The organism is Pseudomonas sp. PDM21 (assembly GCF_014852505.2).
In the GTDB taxonomy this organism is placed as follows: domain Bacteria; phylum Pseudomonadota; class Gammaproteobacteria; order Pseudomonadales; family Pseudomonadaceae; genus Pseudomonas.
Genome location: NZ_CM181223.1, coordinates 4,632,342 through 4,652,371, shown reverse-complemented (window position 1 = coordinate 4,652,371; position 20,030 = coordinate 4,632,342). Strand labels below are relative to the sequence as shown.

Sequence of the window (20,030 nt, the reverse complement as noted above, 5' to 3'; positions counted from 1 at the left end):
GAAGCGGCACCGGCGGCAGACTAGAGCTTTGAATTACAGAGCCTGATGATGAACTGGACTTGGTTTCACAAGCTTGGCTCGCCCAAGTGGTTCTACGAGATCAGCGGACGCTGGATGCCCTGGTTCGCGGTCGCCGCGATCCTGCTGATGGTTGCCGGCACTGTCTGGGGCCTGGCCTTCGCGCCGCCGGATTACCAGCAGGGCAACAGCTTCCGCATCATCTATATCCACGTGCCGGCGGCGTTCCTCGCCCAGTCCTGCTACGTGATGCTGGCCGTGGCCGGCGCGGTCGGGCTGATCTGGAAGATGAAGATCGCCGACGTCGCCGTGCAGTGCGCCGCGCCGATTGGCGCCTGGATGACCTTCGTCGCGCTGGTCACCGGTGCGATCTGGGGCAAGCCGACCTGGGGTGCCTGGTGGGTCTGGGACGCACGACTGACCTCGATGCTGATCCTGCTGTTCCTCTATTTCGGCATCATCGCCCTGGGCCAGGCCATCACCAACCGCGACAGCGCGGCCAAGGCCTGCGCAGTGCTGGCCATCGTCGGCGTGGTGAACATCCCGATCATCAAGTACTCGGTGGACTGGTGGAACACCCTGCACCAGCCGGCCACCTTCACTCTGACTGAAAAGCCGCCGATGCCGCCGGAGATGTGGATCCCGCTGCTGATGATGGTCGCCGGCTTCTACTGCTTCTTCGCCGTGGTGCTGATGATGCGCATGCGCCTGGAAGTGCTCAAGCGCGAAGCCCGCGCGAGCTGGGTCAAGGCCGAGGTGGAGCGCGCGCTATGAGTTTCGAATCATTCTCCGATTTCCTCGCCATGGGTCACCATGGCCCTTACGTGTGGTCCGCCTACGCCATCTGCCTGGTGGTCCTGGCGATCAACGTCGTCTCGCCGATCGTGGCGCGCCGGCGTTACCTGCAAGAAGAGGCGCGTCGTCTGCGCCGGGAGGCCAGCAAGTGAATCCGGTCCGCAAGAAGCGTCTGTACATCGTCCTCGCCATCGTCGCCGGCGTTGGCGTCGCCGTCAGCCTGGCGCTGTCGGCCCTGCAGGAAAACATCAACCTGTTCTACACCCCGACCCAGATTGCCAACGGCGAAGCACCGCACGACACGCGCATCCGTGCCGGCGGCATGGTCGAGAGGGGTTCGCTCAAGCGTTCGGCGGATTCGCTGGATGTGGAGTTCGTGGTCACCGACTTCGCCAAGGAAGTCACGGTGAAATACCGCGGCATCCTTCCGGACCTGTTCCGCGAAGGGCAGGGCATCGTCGCCCTGGGCAAGATCAACGAAGCCGGCGTGCTGACCGCCGATGAAGTGCTGGCCAAGCACGACGAGAAATACATGCCGCCGGAAGTCACCAAGGCGCTCAAGGACAGCGGCAAGCTGGAGCACTACGAAGCCAGCCAGAGCGGCAACGCCGCGTCGCAACAGGGGAGCAACTGACATGGTTCCCGAACTCGGTCACCTCTCGCTGATCCTCGCGCTGTGCATGGCGCTGGTGATGTCGTTCTTCCCGCTTGTGGGTGCCTGGCGCGGTGATCGCCAGTGGATGAGCCTGGCGCGCCCGGCAGCCTGGGGGCAGTTCGCCTTCCTGCTGTTCTCCTTCGGCTGCCTGACCTGGGCCTTCCTCCACGATGATTTCTCGGTGGCCTACGTCGCCAGCAACTCCAACAGCGCGCTGCCCTGGTTCTACAAATTCAGCGCCGTGTGGGGCGCCCACGAAGGCTCGCTGCTGCTCTGGGCGCTGATCCTCGGCGGCTGGACCTTCGCCGTGTCGGTGTTCTCACGCCAGTTGCCGGAAGTGATGCTGGCTCGCGTGCTGGCCGTGATGGGCATGATCAGCACCGGCTTCCTGCTGTTCCTGATCATCACCTCCAACCCCTTCAGCCGCCTGCTGCCGCAGGTGCCGGCCGACGGCAACGACCTCAACCCGCTGCTGCAGGACCCGGGTCTGATCTTCCACCCGCCGATGCTCTACATGGGCTACGTGGGCTTCTCGGTGGCCTTCGCCTTCGCCATCGCCGCACTGCTCGGCGGCCGCCTCGACGCCGCCTGGGCGCGCTGGTCGCGTCCGTGGACCTTGGTGGCCTGGACCTTCCTCGGCGTCGGCATCGTGCTCGGCTCCTGGTGGGCCTACTACGAACTGGGCTGGGGCGGTTGGTGGTTCTGGGACCCGGTGGAAAACGCCTCCTTCATGCCCTGGCTGGTGGGCACCGCGCTGATCCACTCGCTGGCGGTGACCGAGAAGCGCGGCGTGTTCAAGAGCTGGACCGTGCTGCTGGCCATCGCGGCCTTCTCGTTGAGCCTGCTGGGCACCTTCCTGGTCCGCTCCGGCGTACTGACTTCGGTGCACGCCTTCGCCTCGGACCCCGAGCGGGGGGTGTTCATCCTCGCCTTCCTGCTGGTGGTGGTCGGTGGTTCACTGACGCTGTTCGCCCTGCGCGCGCCGGTGGTCAAGAGCCAGGTCGGCTTCGCCCTGTGGTCCCGCGAAACCCTGCTGCTGCTGAACAACCTGATCCTGGTGGTCACCGCCTCGATGATCCTGCTGGGCACCCTCTACCCGCTGGTGCTCGACGCCATCAGTGGCGCCAAGCTGTCGGTCGGCCCGCCGTACTTTAATGCGCTGTTCGTGCCGCTGATTGCCATCCTCATGCTGGCCCTGGCGGTCGGCGTGCTGGTGCGCTGGAAGGACACCCCGACCCGCTGGCTGCGCAACATGCTCACCCCGGTGCTGATCGGCACCGTGGTGCTGGGCGGTGTCGGCAGCTTCCTGTATGGCGAGCTGCACTGGGAAGTACTGACCGTGTTCATGCTGGCCGCCTGGGTCGTGCTGGCCGGTCTGCGCGACTTCTTCGACAAGGTCCGTCACAAGGGCGTGATCGCCGGTGCTGCGGGCCTGAACCGCAGCTACTGGGGCATGCAGCTGGCGCACTTCGGTATCGCCATCTGCGCCATCGGCGTGGTGCTCACCAGCCAGTTCAGTGCCCAGCGCGACCTGCGCATGGCACCGGGCGAGTCGGTGGAACTGGCCGGTTACCAGTTCCGCTTTGAGGGGACCCATCACTTCGAAGGCCCGAACTTCACCTCCGACAAGGGCACCATCCGCGTCACCCGCAAGGGTTCGGAAGTGGCTGTGCTGCACCCCGAGAAGCGCCTGTACAGCGTGCAGAACTCGATGATGACCGAGGCCGGCATCCACGGCAGCCTGACCCGCGACCTCTACGTCGCCCTGGGTGAGCCGCTGGACAACGGCGCCTGGGCCGTGCGCGTGCACATCAAGCCCTTCGTGCGCTTCATCTGGCTCGGTGGCCTGCTGATGGCCCTGGGCGGCGTGCTGGCGGCGCTGGATCGTCGCTACCGCCTGAAAGTGAAAACGCGTGTACGCGAGGCCCTGGGCCTCGCCGGACAGGGAGCCTGAGTGTGAAGCGTGCGATCCTGCTGTTGCCCCTGGCGATCTTCCTGGTCGTCGCGGTATTCCTCTTCCGTGGCCTGTGGCTCGACCCCAGCGAGCTGCCCTCGGCGCTGATCGGCAAGCCGTTCCCGGCGTTCTCCCTGCCCAGCGTCACCGAGCCGGGCAAGACCTACACCGAGGCCGACCTCAAGGGCAAGCCGGCGCTGGTCAACGTCTGGGGCACCTGGTGCCCGACCTGCCGCTTCGAGCACCCGGTGCTGACCGATCTGGCCGCCAAGGGCGTGGTGATCTACGGCATCAACTACAAGGACGACGGCGCCGCGGCGCAGAAGTGGCTCAAGGAGCTGCACAACCCCTACCTGATGAATATCGCCGATGCGCAGGGCACTCTGGGCCTCGACCTGGGCGTCTACGGCGCGCCGGAGACCTACATCATCGACAAGGACGGCATCATCCGCCACAAGCTGGTCGGCGCCGTCGACGAGAAGGTCTGGCGTGAACAGCTGGCGCCGATCTACCAGGGTCTGGTCGACGAAGCGGAGGGCAAATGAAGCGTCTGCTTGCCGCCACCGCGCTTGGGCTTTGCCTGACCGGCATTGCCCATGCCGCCATCGACACTTACGAATTCGCCAATGACGCCGAGCGCGCGCGCTTCCGCGAGCTGACCACCGAACTGCGTTGCCCCAAGTGCCAGAACCAGGACATCGCCGACTCCAACGCGCCGATCGCCGCGGATCTGCGCAAGCAGATCTACACCCAGATGGCGGCCGGCAAGAGCAACCAGCAGATCGTCGACTACATGGTCGACCGCTACGGCGAGTTCGTGCGCTACAAGCCCGAAGTCAGCGAGCGCACCTGGCTGCTCTGGTTCGGCCCCGCCGCGTTGCTGGGGCTGGGCGTGATCGTCATCGGCGCCATCGTCGCGCGCCGCCGTCGCCCGGTCGCTGCCACTTCCACCACGCTGTCCGCCGAGGAGCAGGCGCGTCTCGACCAATTGCTGGATAACCAAGACAAATGATCGATTTCTGGCTCGCCGCCGGCCTGCTGTTGCTGGTGGCCCTGGCATTTCTCCTCGTCCCTCTGCTGCGCGGCCGCAAGGCCCAGGCTGAGGAAGACCGTACCGCCCTCAACGTCGCCCTGTACCAGGAGCGTCTGGCCGAGCTGGGTTCCCAGCGTGACGCCGGCACCCTCGACGCCGCGCAGTTCGAAGCCGGCCGCGCCGAAGCGGCCCGCGAGCTGCTCTCCGACACCGAAGGCGCCGGCGATGATCGCCGCTCCCGTCTCGGCCGCGCCGCGCCGCTGGTGGTAGCGCTGGTCCTGCCGTTCCTCGCGCTGGGCCTCTACTTGCACTGGGGGGCCAGTGACAAGGTAGAGCTGGCCCGCGAGTTCGCCACCGCGCCCAAGTCCATGGAAGAGATGACCTCGCGCCTGGAACGTTCGCTCAAGGCTCAGCCGGACTCCGCTGAAGGCTGGTACTTCCTCGGCCGCGCCTACATGACCCAGAACCGCGCCGCCGACGCCGCCAAGGCCTTCGAGCAGGCCGCGCGCCTCTCCGGCCGCCAGCCGGAAGTGCTCGGCCAGTGGGCGCAGGCGCTGTACTTCGCCGGGGACAAGGCGCTCAGCCAGCAGGTCCGCGACCTCGCCGACGAAGCGTTGAAGAAGGACCCGCAGGAAGTCACCACGCTCGGCCTGCTCGGCATCGCCGCGTTCGAGGACGAGAAGTACGCGGACGCCATCGACTACTGGGGCCGCCTGGTCACCGTGCTGCCGCAGGACGATCCGTCCCGCGACGCCATTGCCGGCGGCATTGAGCGCGCTCGCCAGCGGATGGTCGAGAAGGGCCAGACTCCGCCCGAAGCCCCGGTGGCTGCCGCCACCGCTGGCGTGACCCTGAAGGTGAAGGTCGACCTGACCGACGCCGTGAAGGGTCAGGTCAAGCCGGACGACAGCGTGTTCGTCTTCGCCCGTGCCGTGAGCGGCCCGCCGATGCCGCTGGCGGTGAAGCGCCTGAAGGTCTCCGATCTGCCCAGCGAGGTGTCGCTGAGCGACGCCGACGCGATGATGCCGCAGCTCAAGCTCTCCCAGCATCCGCAGGTGCAGCTGGTCGCGCGCATCTCCCGCGCCGGCAATGCCACTGCCGGGGAATGGATCGGACGAAGTGCTTCGTTGTCTACTTCCCAGGCGGGCGAGCAGAGCGTGACAATCGACAGCCCGGATCAGAAGTAATCACAAGAGAGGGTTGAGCGATGAAGGGCAGATTGCTGGCGCTGGGCGCCATGCTGGTACTGAGTGGTTGCGTGGTGCAACCGCAGCAGCCGGAGCAGCCGCCTTCGCAGATTCCGCCGCCCTCGCAACCGAGCAAGCCTATCCCGCCGGCCAAGACCTCCAGCTCGCCGATCACCCCGCAGCCCAGTGCTGCGCCGACCGCCAAGCGTCCGACCCAGTTCGCCCCGCCGCCCGGCGGCAAGGGCCGCTGGGACGCCAGCCTCGGCGTCTATGTGATCCAGGGCCAGAAGGACCTCTACTACCGCCAGCGCACCTACTACCACTGGGACAGCGGCTGGTACTGGGGCGTCGGCCCGCAAGGCCCCTGGACCGAGACCGACAGCAGCGGCGTACCGCCGGGGCTGACGCGTAAATACGCCCAATAGGGCGCACCCGGATAGCACGGAGCCTGGGCGCTCAATCGAACGTCCCCATTTCCGTCCCCAGCGCTATCACCTCCACCCGATTGCGTCCGCTTGCCTTGGCCTTGTACAGCGCCTTGTCCGCCGCGGCGTAGAGCCCTTCGTAGGTGCCCGGAACGCCGGCCTCCAGGCAGGCGATGCCGAAGCTCGCGGTGAGGTAGAGCAACCCGTCTTTTATCGGCAGCGGGGTTTCCTCCAGCAGTCGGCGAACCTTCTCGGCGATGACCCGTGCCTGGGGCTGGGAGGTATCGGGCAACAGCAGCAGGAACTCCTCGCCGCCCAGGCGCGCCACGCTGTCGCCGGTGCGCGTGTAGTTCCTCAGCAGGCTGGCGGTATGGCGGATGACTTCGTCGCCCAGCGGGTGGCCGTAGCGGTCGTTGATGAACTTGAAATGATCCAGGTCCACCATGAGCAGGCTGATCGGCGCCGGCTGGCGGGCGGCGCGCGACAGCTCCATGCCTACCAACTGGTCGAACTGGCGGCGGTTGAACAGCCCGGTCAGCGGATCGTGACCGGCGAGGTATTCCAGCTGGCGGTTCTTTTCTTCCAGCTCCAGCCTTTGCTGGCGGAGGAATTCGCGCTGACGCAGGTTGCGCACATGGCCGTGCCAGAGGATGAACGACAGCACCAGGCCGATACCGCAGATGGTCAGCCCGCCCATCTGGTTCGACAGGCGCAGCTGCGGGCTGGCCTGGGTCAGCGTCATGGTCAGCTCGAAGACGGCCAGCGCGAGGATATAGAGCGCGATGGCCAGGCTCGGGCGCAACAGGATGATCAGCGAGGTGGCCACCGAGGCCATCAGGAAAGGGGTGATGCTGCTGGTGACCTGCTGGTCGGCGCCGGTGATGGCGATGCCGAACCCCAGCAGCAGGATGCTACCCAGTACGCTCAAAGTCTGCATGTACCACAGAGGCGCGTGGCGCCGGGGTGGGGTGGCCAGCCAGGCGAGCAGGCCGATCAGGCTGAAGAGCACGGCGACCACGGCGTGGACGCGGATGATGTCCAGGCGCCAGCCGTCGTATTCGGGGCTGGAGCCCTGCAGGTTGAGGCGGAATACCAGGATGTGGACCAGATCGAAAGGCACCGCCAGCAGGGCGGAGAAGTACAGGCGCCGCAGGTTTTCCCGGGCGATCGGCAGCGCCAGCGCGTCGTTGACGGCAATGGCGTGGTGCAGACGCTGAAGCAACGTCCTGGACACGGGCTCTGGCCTCCTGCGCAAGTGCCGGCCAGTAGCAGGATAGACGCAGCGCCGGTTCGCTGCGGCGTGGATTGAAATCGACGTGACCTGGCGCGTCACCGCGGCAGTCACAGCCCGCTACGCTGAAATTTCCGAGCTCGGCAACAAATTGGCCTGGAACATTGTCGGATAGGCCCTCGGCGGGCATAGTCCGCAACCCTGTTTATCCAGGAATGCTGTCATGAATCCCCAGGACGCTGTCATGAATAGAGTGCAACGACTGTCGGCGCAACAGGGCCTGGACGCCGAGCGCGCGCTGCTCGACGCCACCTTCGCCGGCGAGCGCGATAGCGGCCTGCTGTTCTGGAGCCCGCTGGAGCAGTCCCTGGTGATGCCGCGCCGGTTGAGCCGCCTGGAAGGCTTTGCCGCCGCGGAGGCCGCCTGCGCCGGGCTGGGCTGGCCGATCGCCCTGCGTGACACCGGCGGCGAGCCGGTGCCACAGTCCGCCGGGGTGCTCAATGTCGCGCTGGTCTATGCGATCCCGCCGGGTGACAACGAGCAGACGCGTATCGAGACAGCCTACCTGCGCCTGTGCCAGCCACTTTGCGACTGGCTCGCGGCGCTCGGCCTGGATCCGGGCCTGGGCGAAGTGGAAGGCGCTTTCTGCGACGGCCGCTACAACGTCAACCTGGGCGGCCGCAAGCTGGTGGGCACCGCCCAGCGCTGGCGCCGCCGGCCCAGCGACGGGCGCTATGTGGTGCTGGCCCACGGCGCCATCCTGATGGAGAACCAGCGCGAGCCGATGGTGGCCGCGGTGAACGCCTTCTACGAGCACTGCGGGCTCGATGCCCGTGTGCGCGCCAGCAGCCATGTCGCGCTGGACGAGCGCTACGAGCAGCCCTGGGACCAGGTGGACGCCCTGGCCGGGCAGTTTCAGCGGCACCTGCTGGCCGAAGGCGTGGTGCTGAATGTGTGAAATGAACGACGTGGGTGGATGTTCGCTTCGCCCCAACCCTTCCAAGGAGTCTTGATCGATGGAACATGGGACGAATTACCTGCAGTCGGCAGTCGTTTTCCTGCTCGCGGCGGTGTTCATGGTGCCGCTGGCCAAGCGCCTGCAACTGGGCGCTGTGCTCGGCTACCTGCTCGCCGGGGTGTTCATTGGCCCGTCGCTGCTGGGGCTGATCGACAACCCCGAAAGCGTCGCCAGCCTGTCCGAACTGGGCGTGGTGCTTTTGCTCTTCATCATCGGTCTGGAGCTTTCGCCCAAACGCCTGTGGGTGATGCGCAAGCAGGTGTTCGGCGTCGGCCTGGCGCAGGTGCTGCTCACCGCGCTGGCCATTGGCAGCGTCGCGGTGCTGGTCTTCGACATGCCGGTGAATACCTCCGTGGTGCTGGGCGGCGGTCTGGCGCTGTCGTCTACCGCCTTTGGCCTGCAGATTCTCGCCGAGCGCAAGGAGCTGAACAGCCCCTACGGCCGCCTCGGTTTTGCCATCCTGCTGTTCCAGGACATTGCCGCGATTCCGCTGATCGCCATGATCCCGCTGCTGGGCGCGCGCGCCGATTCGGCGGCGCCGGGCGGTGACCTGGCTCACGTCATGGAAGTGGTCGGCAGCATCGCCGTGGTGGTGATCGGCGGTCGCTTCCTGCTGCGCCCGGTGTTCCGCTCGGTGGCCCGCACCGGTCAGGCTGACCTGTCCACCGCTACCGCGCTGCTGGTGGTGGTCGGCACTGCCTGGCTGATGGAATGGGCCGGCGTATCCATGGGCCTGGGCGCCTTCCTCGCCGGCCTGCTGCTGGCGGACTCGGAGTACCGCCACGAACTGGAAGCACAGATCGAACCCTTCAAGGGCCTGCTGCTCGGCCTGTTCTTCATCAGCGTGGGCATGAGCGCGGACCTCGGCCTGCTCAAGAGCGAGCCGCTGGTGGTCCTTGGCCTGACCCTGCTGCTGGTGGGCATCAAGCTGCCACTGCTGTTCCTCATTGGCCGTCTGGCCGGTGGGTTGGACAAGGTCTCGGCGATCCGCCTCGGCGTGCTGCTGGGCGCTGGCGGCGAGTTCGCCTTCGTGGTGTTCAAGCTGGCCCTGGCCCAGGGGCTGATGGACGGCAAGCTGCACTCGCTGCTGGTGCTGTGCATCACCCTGTCCATGGCGATGACCCCGCTGCTGGTGCTGGCCCTGGCGCGCAATATCAAGCCCAAGCCCGCCGTGCTGCGCGAGCCGCCGCCCGAATACCGCCAGCTGCCGGACGACGCGCCGCGCGTGGTGATTGCCGGCATGGGCCGGATGGGCCAGGTGGTCGCCCGTATCATGCGCGCCCAGGGCGTGCCCTTTGTCGCGCTGGATACCTCGGTGGACACCATCGAGCTGACCCGCAGCTACGGCAATATCCCGATCTTCTATGGCGACCCGCTGCGCCCGGAAATCCTCCGCGCCGCCCAGGTGGAGAAGGCCGAGTTCTTCGTGGTCGCCACCGACGACCCGCAGACCAACATCGAGACCGCGCGCCTGGTGCGCAAGCTCTACCCGCACCTGAAAGTTATCGGCCGGGCCCGCAACCGCCAGCACGTCTACCACCTGCTGGACGCCGATGCGACGCCGGTGCGCGAGACCTTCCACTCGAGCCTGGAGATGAGCCGCCTGCTGCTTACCGGCCTGGGCCTGACCGAGGAACAGGTCGCCGCGCGCATCCGCCGCTTCAAGCGCCACGACGAAGCGGTGCTGATGGCCCAGTACCGCGTCTACGACGACGAGACCGCGGTGATCCAGACCGCTCGCGAGGCGCGCAAGGAGCTGGAAACCCTGTTCGAGGCCGACCACCTGGAAGACCAGGGTATCGGCCACCACTGACCGGCCATTCCGCGCATCGATAGTGCTGGGGCGCCACGCGCGCCCCGGCGCATCCTCGGGCCTTCGCAACGGAGGCCCATCGATGAGCGACTACCGCACTTTCACCCGGGAAGACCGCGACGGCGTTGCCGTGGTGAGCTTCTGCCACCCGCCGATCAACCTGGTCGACCGCGCCATGGTCATCGACCTGCTGCACCTGGCCGATGAGCTGGAGCGCGACAGCGATACCCGCGTGGTGCTGCTGCGCAGTGCCAACCCGGATTTCTTCCTCGCCCACTACGACCTCGGCAGCCAGCTGGATGCGCCGCCGATGAAGCTGCCCGCCGGCATGGCCAACCCGCTCAGCGCGCTGTTCAGCCGTTTCAGCCGGCTGCCGCAGGTGACCATCGGCGAACTGCGCGGGCGCGCGCGGGGCGCCGGCAGCGAATTCCTCCTGGCACTGGACATGCGTTTTGCCTCCCGCGAGCGCGCGCTGCTCGGCCAGCCGGAAGTGGCGGTCGGCCTGCTGCCCGGTGCGGGCGGCACGGTGCGCCTGGCGCAAATGCTGGGGCGGGGCAGGGCGCTGGAGGTCTGCCTGGGCGGCGAGGATTTCGATGCGGACACGGCAGAGCGCTACGGCTGGATCAACCGGGCGCTGGCAGACGCGGAGCTGGAAGGGTTCTGTGAGGCCCTGGCGCGTCGCATTGCGGCCTTCCCGGTGGCGGGCATCGCCCATGTGAAGGCGCTGGTGGAGCAGGTGACGGCGGCGGATCAGGCGGCGTTGGTGGAGGAGTCGCAGCGCTTCGTCGGTGATATGTCGGCGCCGGAAACGCTGGAGCGGGTGCGCTGGATGATGGACAACGGCGGCCAGCAGGACGGGGATCTCGAGCGCGACCTGGGGGCCGCACTCGGGCGCTACCCGGGCTGAATCGCTGGCAAGGACGGCTTCACGCGGTTTTCGCCAGGATCGGTTCGTTCGCTACGGCGACCAGTACGGGGCGGGCCAACTGATGCTTCACCGCCGGACGCGGCTGGCGGCTGACCGAGGGACGGCGGTCGGGGATCACCACGGCCGAGCCCGGCGAACGCAGGGTCAGCACGGCGATGCCACCGGCCAGCACCGTGGTAGCAAGTACGACGCTGGCCAGGGCGACGTACAGCAGCAGCTCCACCAGGGAGCCAATGAGCAGCAGGAAATCGAGAATGACTTGCATGGTGGTGTCCTCTTGACGATCCGTTTGGGGGCGTCTCGCGAGTAGCTTGTTCGCCCCTGCGGCCCGACTGCGGGGCCGGCGAATCTCCTGCCAGCGAGTTGATGGGGCAAAGATGCCGCGCGCGGACTATCAAGAGAACTGAATGCGTCGACTGGTGACTATCGACGTTATCGATAGCGGCTGTAAGCCGCGGACTAGACGGGCGTCCTGGTTTTCCGCGGGCGCCCGCGACCTTGGTCGGGTAGACGGTCAGAACTTCTCGCCCGGCTGCAGGAAACGCCACTGGCCGACGGGCAGCTTGCCCATGGCCACGCCGCCCAGGCGCAGGCGGCGGATCGACAGGGCGTGCAGGCCGACCGCGCGGCACATGGCCGCGATCTGGCCGGGGCGGAACTGCTTGCCAGCAAAGCGCAGGCGGGTCTCGCTCTGCCAGCTGACCTTCAGCGGCGGCAGTTCGCGGCCGTCGATCAGCAGGCCGCGGCAGAGGCGCTTCAGGCCGTTGTCGGCGATCTGCCCGCTGACCTCGACCACGTACTCGTGCTCGATGTTGTCCGCCTCGTCCACCAGCCGGCGCTGCACGCCGCGGCTCTGGGTGTAGACCAGCAGGCCGCTGGCGTCGGTCTCCAGCACGGTGGTGTTGAACTGGTGGCCGAAGTGCTTGCGCAGCAGGCGCTGTTGCAGGTTGTCTTCGGTCCAGCGCTTGTCCGGCGTCAGCAGTTGCTGGGCGGAGTTGGCGCCGTTGCCGCTGCCCAGGCCGACCGGCTTGTGCACGAGGATGGTCACCGGCGGAATCGGGTCGGGGGAGGCGCCCGGCAGCAGTTCGATGCGCTGGGTATCGACCTTGAACTGCGGTTCCTCCACGCGCTGGCCGTCGACCGTGACCCAGCCACCCTCGATGTACAGCTCGGCGTCGCGGCGCGAACAGGGCAGCAGCTCGGCGAGACGCTTGGACAGGCGGATGGCTTCGGACATTTCGGGTAACCAGGCAGGGGAAAGCGTTCATTGTAACCGCAAGCCGGTGGAATGATCCGCGCCGTGTCCGGTCACAACCTCAGACCAAGCAGCGAGGAAGCGCGATGCAGATCACCCTGATCGACGGCCTGGGCTGGGACCTGGACGAGCACGGCACCGGCGGCCTGACCAACCGGCGTGGCGAGAAGGTGCACCTGCGTCAGGGCGACATGGACGGCGCCTGCGGGCCCTACTGCCTGGTGATGGCCATGCTCGCCCGCAACCAGCTGGCGCGGCGCCAGGCCAAGGGGTTGGCGCCGGTGGATTCGCGGACCCGCTACGGGCGGCTGATGGAGGCGCTGAACCAGCACGAGACGCTGGTGCGCGTCGGCACCACGGGCGCCGACCTGCTGGAACTGCTCAAGGTCATCAGCGACAAGGAGTACCGCGTCGAGCGTGGCAACGGCACGCGGATGGTCGAGCTGACCCGGCGGCACCTGGAGGAGAACATCCCGGTGGTGCTGGGCTTCCATGGCCGCAAGGACAGTGACATCCGCCACTGGTGCCTGGCGGTGGGGATGAGCGACGACGCCTTCTTCCTCCTCGACCCGGCCCACGACCTGCAGCGCGGGCTGGCCTGGAACGCGGTGCTGACCACCCAGGCCAACGGTTCGCGCTTCGGTTATCGCTACCTGAATGCGAAGGGGACCTGGGCGGTGACGCTCAAGGAGATGGTGGCGCTGCTCTGAGCCTTTCCTGGCGAGAGTGGGCTCAGCGGGTGAAGCGGAACAGGTTGTAGCCACCGAGCTGTTCGGGCACCAGCAACACGAATCCATCGTACGAATTGCGCACCACGCCGACCACGTCGGACTCGCGCGCGGCGGCTTGCTCCAACCCGCTGTAGCCGACCTGCGGGTCGTCGTTCACCGAAGCGCCGCCGACGAACACCAGCTGCCTGTCGTCCAGACGCTGCAGGTAGCCGCTGATGCGCTGCGAGCCGCTGGTCTTCTCCAGGAACAGGCCCTTGGGCGTCTGCCGCACCGAGCACTTGAAGTTCGGGTAGCCGTACAGCGCTTGTGCTTCGAGCTGCACCGAGCGGCACTTCCAGTTGCCGGTGAGGGCGGCGTCGGCAAGCGGTTCCGGGTCTTCCAGCACGATGCGGTAGAGGTTCAGCGCTTCGTTGCGGGTGGTTTCGTCCTCGCTCTGCTGGAGCTGGTCGAGCAGTTGCTTGACCTGCGCGTCGAGGGTGGTCAGGCGCTGCTGGTCGGCGGCGTTGACCGCGGCCGGCCAGACGACGGCGGTCTCTTCGGCAAAGGCCAGCGGGGAGAGCAGCAGGCCGGTGGCTAGAAGGGCGGCACTGAGGGAGCAGCGTTTGGACATCATGTGCATTCCATTGCGAGGTGGGGGCCCGCGTTTTTCGCCGCGGGCGAGGGGCTCAGGGGGCTGGCGGCGTCTCGACGGGTGGCGCGACGGGCGCCTCGCGTTCGTGGACCCAGGACATGAACAGCTCGTAGCCCAGCGCCAGCACCACCGGGCCGACGAACAGGCCGATGATGCCGTTGCTGAGCATGCCGCCCAGGGCGCCGATGAGGATCACCGCCATCGGCACCTTGCTGCCGCGGCCGAACATCAGCGGCTTGAGCACGTTGTCGGAGAGCCCGCCGGCCACCGTCCAGACGGTGAACAGGATGGACACCAGCAGCGAATCGTTGGTCATGAACACATAGGCCACTGCAGGCAGGGTGATCAGCACCACCGGCAGCTGGGTGATGCCCAGCAGCAGCACACCCAGAGCCAGCAGGCCGGCGCCGGGGATGCCCATGACGATGAAGCCCAGGCCGAGGATCAGCGTCTGGATGAAGGCCACGCCCACCACGCCCTGGGCCACCGCACGGATAGTGCCGGTGCACAGCTCGGCCAGGCCTGGGCCACGGTCAGGGCCGGAAATGCGTACGGCAATGTCACAAGCGGTACGGCTGCCCAGCTTGCCGTAGGCCATGATCACCCCGGCGATGACGAAGGCGGCGAGGAACTGCATCAGCCCCATGCCGACGCCCGCCGCTTGCCCGGCGACCTTCTTCGCCACGCCCTGCAGGTGCGGCGCCAGTTGCTGCGCGACGCCCATGAAGTCGGTGGCGACGCGGTGCCAGAAGGGATAGACGTACTGCCCGATCACCGGCCAGTTCTGCACCGAGTCCGGCGGCAGCGGAACCTGCAGGGTGCGGTTCTGGATGGCGTGTACCAGGTCGCGCACCGAATCGGCCATGGACAAGCCGATCACCACCACCGGCACCAGCAGGATCACCAGGCCCAGCACCACGATCAGGCTCGCGGCGCTGTTCGGGCGCTCGCCCAGCCAGCCGCTGAGCAACTGGTGCATGGGGTAGAGGGTAATGGCGAGGATCACCGACCAGAGCATCAGGTCGAGGAAGGGATGGAAGATGCGGAAGCAGAAAACGGCCAGCAACAGGATCAGGCCGGCGCGGATCAGCACATCGAGCAGGTTGCGCGACAGCAGCTTTTCCGGAGAGGGCAGCATGGGGTGCTCCTTGCGAGTGGCCTGGGATAGGCCAAGTCCTGACTATGGGCGGACTCTGCCCGAGTGCAAGGCGCGCAGGCAATACGGGATCGGCGGAATTGCGGAGGCTTTGGTGTAAAGCGGGGTAGCAGGGAGGGGGAACGCAGGACGGGTGAAGCGGAGGAGGCGGGCAGCCTGCCGGGAGCCGGCAGGCTTGCCTGCAGGTATTACTTCTTGCCGAGGCTGATGTGGCGGCTCGGTGCGCCGTAGTTCTGACCGGTCACGCCCTTGGCGATCTGCTGGATCTCACCGCCGGAGTTCAGGAAGGCCGCGATCTGGGCTTCCAGAGCTTCGCTGGTCGCGGTAGCGGCGGGGGCCTTGGGGGCTGCTTTCTGGCGGGTGGAGGGCTTGGTAGTCATATCTGCCATACCTGTCTGCGCAAATTGGCCGCCCATTGTACATCAAACGAGCACCTTTCGGGGCGGTTATGGAACGAACGGTCCCATTGCTTTGCCTGAATCGTCCTTCGCGCGGCGCGCTGCGGCGGTGCTACCCTCTGCCCATTCCGGCCGTTCAGAGCCCACCATGTCCCTGTTGTCGTCCCGCCAGCGCAATGCCCTGCGCCTGGCTCGTTCGTTCCTCGCCCCTTACCGCTGGCGCGCCCTTGGCGCCTTGCTGGCGCTGCTGTTCACCGCCGCCATCACCCTGTCCCTGGGGCAGGGCATCCGCCTGCTGGTGGACCAGGGCTTCATCACCCAGTCCGAGCCGTTGCTGACCCGCGCCATCGGCATCTTTTTCCTGCTGGTGCTGTGTCTGGCGGTAGGCACCTTCGTGCGCTTCTACCTGGTGTCGTGGATCGGCGAGCGCTTCGTCGCCGACATCCGCCAGCGGGTGTTCGACCATCTGATCGAGCTGCACCCCGGCTTTTACGAGAACAACCGTTCTTCAGAGATCCAGTCGCGCCTGACCGCCGACACCACGCTGCTGCAGTCGGTGATCGGTTCTTCGCTGTCCATGGCGCTGCGCAACGTGCTGATGCTGCTGGGCGGGGTGATCCTGATGTTCTTCACCAACGCCAAGCTGACCAGCATCGTGGTCGCCTCGCTGCCGCTGGTGATCGCGCCGATCCTGCTGTTCGGCCGCCGCGTGCGTAGCCTGTCGCGGCTCAGCCAGGACCGCGTGGCAGACGTCGGCAGCTATGTCGGCGAGTCCCTCGGCCAGATCAAGACGGTGCAGGCCTACAACCACCAGGCGCAGGACCGGGCACGCTTCGGCCGCACGGTGGAGGACGCCTTCGACACCGCGCGCAAGCGCATCATGCAGCGCTCCTGGCTGGTCAGCGTGGTGATCCTGCTGGTGCTCGGCGCTGTCGGCGTGATGCTCTGGGTCGGCGGCATGGACGTGATCGCCGGGCGCATCAGCCCCGGCGACCTGGCGGCGTTCGTGTTCTACAGCCTGATCGTCGGCATGGCGTTCGGTACGCTGAGCGAAGTGATCGGGGAACTGCAGCGCGCGGCCGGTGCCGCCGAGCGCATCGCCGAACTGCTGCGCGCGCGCAGTGAAATCCATGCCCCGGCCAGCGACCTGCTGCACCTGCCGGAGCGCATCGTCGGCAGCATCGACCTGCAGGGCGTGCGTTTCGCCTATCCGTCGCGCCCGGAGCAGTGGGCCATCGATGGCATCGACCTGCGCGTGGAACCCGGCGAGACCCTGGCGCTGGTCGGCCCGTCGGGCGCCGGCAAGTCCACTCTGTTCGACCTGTTGCTGCGCTTCTACGATCCGCAGCAGGGGCGCGTCCTGATCGACGGCCAGCCCATCGCCCAGCTCGACCCGACGGACTTGCGTCGCAGCTTCGCGCTGGTGTCGCAGAACCCGGCGCTGTTCTTCGGCACGGTGGAGGAGAACATCCGCTACGGCCGCCCCGGTGCCAGTGATGCGGAAGTCGAGGCCGCCGCCCGCGCGGCCCATGCCCACGAGTTCATCCTGCGCCTGCCGCAGGGCTACCGGACGCACCTGGGCGAGAGCGGCCTGGGCTTGTCCGGCGGCCAGCGCCAGCGCCTGGCGATTGCCCGTGCGTTGCTGGTGGACGCGCCTATCCTGTTGCTCGACGAAGCCACCAGCGCGCTGGATGCCGAGAGCGAACACCTGATCCAGCAGGCACTGCCGGGACTGATGCGCGACCGGACCACGCTGGTGATCGCTCACCGCCTGGCCACCGTGCTCAATGCCGACCGCATTGCGGTGATCGAGCACGGTCGCCTGGTGGCGCTGGGGCGGCACGCTGAGTTGGTGGCCAGCAATCCGCTGTATGCGCGTCTGGCGGAGCTTCAGTTCGGCCAGGCGGAACACCTGTAGGGGCGGGCCATGCCCGCGATGCGCGTCGATGGCGCGCGACCGATCCGGCAACCGGCGGCAGCCATAACGCGCCAATGCGCGTAGAATGCCCGCCCCGTTCACGAGGTAAGCGTCATGGCAGTCATAGGTCGGTTCAATTCGTTGCAGGTGGCCAAGCACACCGATTTCGGTCTCTACCTGGATGGAGAGAGCCACGGCGAAATCCTCCTGCCCAAGCGCTACGTGCCGAAGAACGAACCTACCGAAGTGGGTGACTGGCTCAACGTGTTCATTTACCTGGACAGCGAAGATCGCCTGATTGCCACCACCCAGAAGCCCAAGGTGCAGGTCGGCGGCTTCGCCAGCCTCAAGGTGGTGGAGGTCAACCGTGTCGGCCTGTTCCTCGACTGGGGCCTGCCCAAGGACCTGCTCCTGCCGCACTCGGAAGAGAAGCGCCCGCTGCAGGTCGGCGACTACTGCGTGGTCTACGTCTACCTCGACGAGCGCAGCCGCCGTATCACCGCCACCGCGCGCCTGGACCGCTACCTGGACAATGTCCCGGCCAACTACAAGGCCGGCCAGCAGGTGGACCTGCTCGTCGTCGAACGCACGGACCTTGGCTATAAGGCCATCATCGACGGCAAGCACTGGGGCCTGATCCACAAGAACGAAGTCTTCAAGTTCATGCGCAACGGCCTGCGCGAGACCGGTTACATCAAGGAAATGCGCGCCGACGGCAAGATCAGCCTGAGCCTGCAGCCCGCCGGCGCCGGCCTTTCCGATGCGCTGAGCGAGCAGATCCTCAAGGCCCTGCGCGAGGCCGGCGGCCAGCTGGCGCTCAGCGACAAGAGCCCGCCGGACCTGATCGCGCAGCAGTTCGGCGTCAGCAAGGGCAACTTCAAGAAGGCCATCGGTGGGCTGTTCAAGCAGGGCCTGATCGTCATCCACGACGACGGTATCGAATTGGTCTGACGGCTCAGCCGCGCCCGCGGACGATGGATTCGGCCACCGCGCAACGCGGTTCGGCCGGGGCCAGCGAGCCCATGCGCTGCAGGTCGACCGGCGTGCCCGGTTCGGCCTTCAGCCGACGACGCAGGTCGTCGAACACCCGGTCATGTTCCCTGCGAAAGCGCAGCACCGGCCCGCGGCAGACCCGCAGGCCGTGGCGGCGCAGGATGCGCGTGGCGCTGCCGGCGAAATTGAAGGCGAGGTCGCCGGGCAGGTCGAAGCCGTCCTTGAACGGCTGGCCGTCGATCTCGCCGTCCAGCTCGAACTTCACCAGCGCATCCCGGCTGGCGGCGTTCTCCACCGTATAGCTCAGGCGGATGCGGTACTGCTGGCGGTCGAGGCCGGTGCTGGAATGGATAGTGACCTCGGTAGGCGTGCTCATTCTCTTCTCCTGAAGTCAGCCATTGCTCCTGGAAAGCAAAAGCCCGCGGCCTGGGCCGCGGGCATCGGCGCCGAACCTCAGAGGCTCAGCTGACCCGCATACAGACCGTAGCCGGCGGCCAGGGTCGCGGCCAGCAGGAGGGCGAAGATCAGCCATTCCGCCTTGCTGAACACGCGCTCGCCACGCTCGCGCTTGGCCATGATGAACAGCACCACGCCCGGTGTGTAGAGCAGCGCCGAGAGGAGCAGGTGGTCCATGCCGCCGGCGTACACCAGCCACAGGCTGTAGATGAGGGCGATGGCACCGATTACCAGGTCCTTGCGGCGCTCGCGCAGCAGGCCTTGGTAGCCTTCCCCGCGCAGGCTCAGCAGTACGGCATAGCCGGCGGAGAACAGGTAGGGCAGCAGTGCCATGGACGCGGCCAGGTACACCAGGCTGGTGTAGGTGCTCGCGGCAAACAGGGTGACCACCAGGAACACCTGCACCGTGGCGTTGCTCATCCACAGCGCGTTCACCGGCACGTCCTTGTCGTTCTCGCGGGCGAGGAACTTCGGCAGGGTGTGGTCGTGGGCGGCGGCGTACATGATCTCCGCGCTGAGCAGGATCCACGCCAGAAGCGCGCCGAACAGCGAGACGACGAGCCCGGAGATGATCAGCACCGCGCCCCAGTGGCCCACCACGTGTTCCAGCACGTAGGCCATGGACGGGTTGGGCAGGCCAGCCAGTTGCGCCTGGCTCATCATGCCCATGGACAGCACGTTCACCAGAACCAGCAGCGCCATCACCGAGACGAAGCCGATTACCGTGGCGGTACCGACGTCCGAGCGCTTCTTCGCGTGGCCGGAATACAGGTTGGCGCCCTCGATGCCGATGAACACCCAGACGGTGATCAGCATCATGTTGCGCACCTGGCTCATCACGCTGTCGAAATCGACGTGGCCATGCCCCCAGAAGTCGGCGGTGAACAGGTCCATGTCGAACGCCACCAGGCCGATCAGGATGAACAGCACGATGGGCACGACCTTGGCGACCGTGGTGACCTGGTTGATGAAGGCCGCTTGCTTGATTCCGCGCAGAATCAGGAAGTGCAGGCCCCACAGCAGCAGGGACGAGCAGGCGAAGGCGATGACCGTGTTGCCCTCGCCGAACACCGGGAAGAAGTAGCCCAGTGCGCTGAAAATCAGCACGAAGTAGCTGACGTTGCCGAGCATGGAGCTGATCCAGTAGCCCCAGGCCGAGTTGAAGCCGATGTAGTCGCCGAAGCCGGCCTTGGCGTAGGCGTAGACGCCTGCGTCCAGTTCCGGCTTGCGGGTGGACAGGCTCTGGAAGACGAAGGCGAGCATCAGCATGCCGATACCGCTGATGGCCCAGCCGATCAGTACGGCGCCGGGGCTGGCACTTTTCGCGACGTTCTGCGGCAGCGAAAAGATGCCGCCGCCGATCATGGAGCCGACCACCAGGGCGGTGAGCGCGGCCAGGCCGAGTTTCTGGTTGGGCGATGAAGACATGTCCCAG

Annotated in this window: 22 protein-coding genes; 14 read left to right on the top strand and 8 right to left on the bottom strand. The window is 66.8% G+C overall.

The window, feature by feature from the left end; translation table 11 throughout:
* The first annotated feature begins 45 nt into the window (after positions 1 to 45).
* Genes IB275_RS21295 through IB275_RS21260 form a run of 8 tightly spaced genes read left to right on the top strand, consistent with a single transcriptional unit; the run spans position 46 to position 6,067 of the window.
* Positions 46 to 792 (top strand): heme ABC transporter permease, encoded by a 747-nt coding sequence (locus IB275_RS21295; RefSeq protein WP_088416741.1) that lies wholly within the window; start codon positions 46 to 48, stop codon positions 790 to 792.
* Entirely contained in the window at positions 789 to 965 is a 177-nt protein-coding gene (gene ccmD, locus IB275_RS21290) for a heme exporter protein CcmD (RefSeq protein WP_081519307.1), read from the top strand. Before IB275_RS21295 ends, ccmD begins: the two co-directional genes overlap by 4 nt.
* Positions 962 to 1,447 (top strand): cytochrome c maturation protein CcmE, encoded by a 486-nt coding sequence (gene ccmE, locus IB275_RS21285; protein WP_192290968.1) that lies wholly within the window; start codon positions 962 to 964, stop codon positions 1,445 to 1,447. Before ccmD ends, ccmE begins: the two co-directional genes overlap by 4 nt.
* 1 nt (position 1,448) lies before the next feature.
* Positions 1,449 to 3,422, top strand: a complete 1,974-nt coding sequence (locus IB275_RS21280; RefSeq protein ID WP_081519308.1) for a heme lyase CcmF/NrfE family subunit — start codon at positions 1,449 to 1,451, stop codon at positions 3,420 to 3,422.
* A gap of 2 nt (positions 3,423 to 3,424) precedes the next feature.
* On the top strand, positions 3,425 to 3,967 hold the full coding sequence (dsbE, locus tag IB275_RS21275; protein ID WP_015476576.1) for a thiol:disulfide interchange protein DsbE: 543 nt from the start codon (positions 3,425 to 3,427) through the stop codon (positions 3,965 to 3,967).
* A complete protein-coding gene (locus IB275_RS21270) occupies positions 3,964 to 4,434 on the top strand; it encodes a cytochrome c-type biogenesis protein (protein ID WP_192290966.1) in 471 nt (156 codons plus the stop codon). Before dsbE ends, IB275_RS21270 begins: the two co-directional genes overlap by 4 nt.
* Positions 4,431 to 5,642, top strand: coding sequence for a c-type cytochrome biogenesis protein CcmI (ccmI, locus tag IB275_RS21265; protein WP_192224211.1), 1,212 nt, complete (start codon positions 4,431 to 4,433; stop codon positions 5,640 to 5,642). The genes IB275_RS21270 and ccmI overlap by 4 nt, the downstream gene beginning before the upstream one ends.
* A gap of 20 nt (positions 5,643 to 5,662) precedes the next feature.
* The gene (locus tag IB275_RS21260; RefSeq protein ID WP_192290964.1) at positions 5,663 to 6,067 is read left to right on the top strand and encodes a hypothetical protein; all 405 of its coding nucleotides are present in this window, start codon (positions 5,663 to 5,665) and stop codon (positions 6,065 to 6,067) included.
* Positions 6,068 to 6,098: 31 nt separating this feature from the next.
* Here the strand turns inward: IB275_RS21260 and IB275_RS21255 are convergent, their stop codons facing one another.
* Positions 6,099 to 7,301 (bottom strand): GGDEF domain-containing protein, encoded by a 1,203-nt coding sequence (locus tag IB275_RS21255; protein WP_192290962.1) that lies wholly within the window; start codon positions 7,299 to 7,301, stop codon positions 6,099 to 6,101.
* Between the two features lie 241 nt (positions 7,302 to 7,542).
* Between IB275_RS21255 and IB275_RS21250 the strand changes: the two genes are divergently transcribed.
* The 3 genes from IB275_RS21250 (at position 7,543) to IB275_RS21240 (ending at position 11,036) form a co-directional block, all read left to right on the top strand.
* Positions 7,543 to 8,256: a lipoate--protein ligase family protein gene (locus IB275_RS21250; RefSeq protein ID WP_192290960.1), complete on the top strand. Its 714-nt coding sequence runs from the start codon at positions 7,543 to 7,545 to the stop codon at positions 8,254 to 8,256.
* 58 nt (positions 8,257 to 8,314) lie between these two features.
* Positions 8,315 to 10,129 carry a monovalent cation:proton antiporter-2 (CPA2) family protein gene (locus IB275_RS21245; RefSeq protein WP_192290958.1) on the top strand — a complete coding sequence of 605 codons (1,815 nt, stop codon included), beginning with the start codon at positions 8,315 to 8,317 and terminating at the stop codon, positions 10,127 to 10,129.
* Between the two features lie 82 nt (positions 10,130 to 10,211).
* Positions 10,212 to 11,036: an enoyl-CoA hydratase/isomerase family protein gene (locus tag IB275_RS21240; RefSeq protein WP_192290956.1), complete on the top strand. Its 825-nt coding sequence runs from the start codon at positions 10,212 to 10,214 to the stop codon at positions 11,034 to 11,036.
* 19 nt (positions 11,037 to 11,055) lie between these two features.
* Here IB275_RS21240 and IB275_RS21235 read toward each other — a convergent pair whose 3' ends face one another.
* Together IB275_RS21235 and IB275_RS21230 are read right to left on the bottom strand one after the other, a co-directional pair.
* The gene (locus IB275_RS21235) at positions 11,056 to 11,322 is read right to left on the bottom strand and encodes a hypothetical protein (RefSeq protein ID WP_192290954.1); all 267 of its coding nucleotides are present in this window, start codon (positions 11,320 to 11,322) and stop codon (positions 11,056 to 11,058) included.
* Positions 11,323 to 11,571: 249 nt separating this feature from the next.
* Positions 11,572 to 12,294 carry an RNA pseudouridine synthase gene (locus IB275_RS21230; RefSeq protein ID WP_192290952.1) on the bottom strand — a complete coding sequence of 241 codons (723 nt, stop codon included), beginning with the start codon at positions 12,292 to 12,294 and terminating at the stop codon, positions 11,572 to 11,574.
* A 104-nt stretch (positions 12,295 to 12,398) separates the two neighbouring features.
* Here IB275_RS21230 and IB275_RS21225 point away from each other — a divergent pair, with 104 nt between their 5' ends.
* Positions 12,399 to 13,022 carry a hypothetical protein gene (locus IB275_RS21225; protein WP_081519319.1) on the top strand — a complete coding sequence of 208 codons (624 nt, stop codon included), beginning with the start codon at positions 12,399 to 12,401 and terminating at the stop codon, positions 13,020 to 13,022.
* 22 nt (positions 13,023 to 13,044) lie between these two features.
* Here the strand turns inward: IB275_RS21225 and IB275_RS21220 are convergent, their stop codons facing one another.
* From IB275_RS21220 to IB275_RS21210, 3 genes are all read right to left on the bottom strand, one after another.
* The gene (locus IB275_RS21220; protein WP_192318824.1) at positions 13,045 to 13,656 is read right to left on the bottom strand and encodes a DUF4893 domain-containing protein; all 612 of its coding nucleotides are present in this window, start codon (positions 13,654 to 13,656) and stop codon (positions 13,045 to 13,047) included.
* A gap of 52 nt (positions 13,657 to 13,708) precedes the next feature.
* The gene (locus tag IB275_RS21215) at positions 13,709 to 14,812 is read right to left on the bottom strand and encodes an AI-2E family transporter (RefSeq protein WP_192290948.1); all 1,104 of its coding nucleotides are present in this window, start codon (positions 14,810 to 14,812) and stop codon (positions 13,709 to 13,711) included.
* Between the two features lie 206 nt (positions 14,813 to 15,018).
* The gene (locus IB275_RS21210; RefSeq protein WP_024765957.1) at positions 15,019 to 15,219 is read right to left on the bottom strand and encodes a PFL_1563 family small protein; all 201 of its coding nucleotides are present in this window, start codon (positions 15,217 to 15,219) and stop codon (positions 15,019 to 15,021) included.
* A gap of 157 nt (positions 15,220 to 15,376) precedes the next feature.
* Between IB275_RS21210 and IB275_RS21205 the strand changes: the two genes are divergently transcribed.
* On the top strand, positions 15,377 to 17,146 hold the full coding sequence (locus IB275_RS21205; RefSeq protein WP_192290946.1) for an ABC transporter transmembrane domain-containing protein: 1,770 nt from the start codon (positions 15,377 to 15,379) through the stop codon (positions 17,144 to 17,146).
* A gap of 114 nt (positions 17,147 to 17,260) precedes the next feature.
* Entirely contained in the window at positions 17,261 to 18,097 is an 837-nt protein-coding gene (locus IB275_RS21200; RefSeq protein ID WP_081519323.1) for a CvfB family protein, read from the top strand.
* 4 nt (positions 18,098 to 18,101) lie between these two features.
* On the opposite strand, the gene IB275_RS21195 is transcribed toward IB275_RS21200, so the two are convergent.
* Complete coding sequence (locus tag IB275_RS21195; RefSeq protein ID WP_192224217.1) at positions 18,102 to 18,515, bottom strand: DUF5064 family protein; 414 nt, start codon at positions 18,513 to 18,515, stop codon at positions 18,102 to 18,104.
* 77 nt (positions 18,516 to 18,592) lie between these two features.
* Positions 18,593 to 20,023 carry an arginine-ornithine antiporter gene (arcD, locus tag IB275_RS21190; protein ID WP_192290944.1) on the bottom strand — a complete coding sequence of 477 codons (1,431 nt, stop codon included), beginning with the start codon at positions 20,021 to 20,023 and terminating at the stop codon, positions 18,593 to 18,595.
* Positions 20,024 to 20,030: the final 7 nt, after the last annotated feature.

Bases quoted from the DNA above. Each gene is read 5' to 3' on its own strand.
- IB275_RS21295 (WP_088416741.1), top strand. From the start codon at position 46: ATGATGAACTGGACTTGGTTTCACAAGCTTGGCTCGCCCAAGTGGTTC.
- ccmD (WP_081519307.1), top strand. From the start codon at position 789: ATGAGTTTCGAATCATTCTCCGATTTCCTCGCCATGGGTCACCATGGC.
- IB275_RS21280 (WP_081519308.1), top strand. From the start codon at position 1,449: ATGGTTCCCGAACTCGGTCACCTCTCGCTGATCCTCGCGCTGTGCATG.
- IB275_RS21270 (WP_192290966.1), top strand. From the start codon at position 3,964: ATGAAGCGTCTGCTTGCCGCCACCGCGCTTGGGCTTTGCCTGACCGGC.
- ccmI (WP_192224211.1), top strand. From the start codon at position 4,431: ATGATCGATTTCTGGCTCGCCGCCGGCCTGCTGTTGCTGGTGGCCCTG.
- IB275_RS21260 (WP_192290964.1), top strand. From the start codon at position 5,663: ATGAAGGGCAGATTGCTGGCGCTGGGCGCCATGCTGGTACTGAGTGGT.
- IB275_RS21250 (WP_192290960.1), top strand. From the start codon at position 7,543: ATGAATAGAGTGCAACGACTGTCGGCGCAACAGGGCCTGGACGCCGAG.
- IB275_RS21245 (WP_192290958.1), top strand. From the start codon at position 8,315: ATGGAACATGGGACGAATTACCTGCAGTCGGCAGTCGTTTTCCTGCTC.
- IB275_RS21240 (WP_192290956.1), top strand. From the start codon at position 10,212: ATGAGCGACTACCGCACTTTCACCCGGGAAGACCGCGACGGCGTTGCC.
- IB275_RS21235 (WP_192290954.1), bottom strand. From the start codon at position 11,322: ATGCAAGTCATTCTCGATTTCCTGCTGCTCATTGGCTCCCTGGTGGAG.
- IB275_RS21230 (WP_192290952.1), bottom strand. From the start codon at position 12,294: ATGTCCGAAGCCATCCGCCTGTCCAAGCGTCTCGCCGAGCTGCTGCCC.
- IB275_RS21225 (WP_081519319.1), top strand. From the start codon at position 12,399: ATGCAGATCACCCTGATCGACGGCCTGGGCTGGGACCTGGACGAGCAC.
- IB275_RS21220 (WP_192318824.1), bottom strand. From the start codon at position 13,656: ATGATGTCCAAACGCTGCTCCCTCAGTGCCGCCCTTCTAGCCACCGGC.
- IB275_RS21215 (WP_192290948.1), bottom strand. From the start codon at position 14,812: ATGCTGCCCTCTCCGGAAAAGCTGCTGTCGCGCAACCTGCTCGATGTG.
- IB275_RS21210 (WP_024765957.1), bottom strand. From the start codon at position 15,219: ATGGCAGATATGACTACCAAGCCCTCCACCCGCCAGAAAGCAGCCCCC.
- IB275_RS21205 (WP_192290946.1), top strand. From the start codon at position 15,377: ATGTCCCTGTTGTCGTCCCGCCAGCGCAATGCCCTGCGCCTGGCTCGT.
- IB275_RS21200 (WP_081519323.1), top strand. From the start codon at position 17,261: ATGGCAGTCATAGGTCGGTTCAATTCGTTGCAGGTGGCCAAGCACACC.
- IB275_RS21195 (WP_192224217.1), bottom strand. From the start codon at position 18,515: ATGAGCACGCCTACCGAGGTCACTATCCATTCCAGCACCGGCCTCGAC.
- arcD (WP_192290944.1), bottom strand. From the start codon at position 20,023: ATGTCTTCATCGCCCAACCAGAAACTCGGCCTGGCCGCGCTCACCGCC.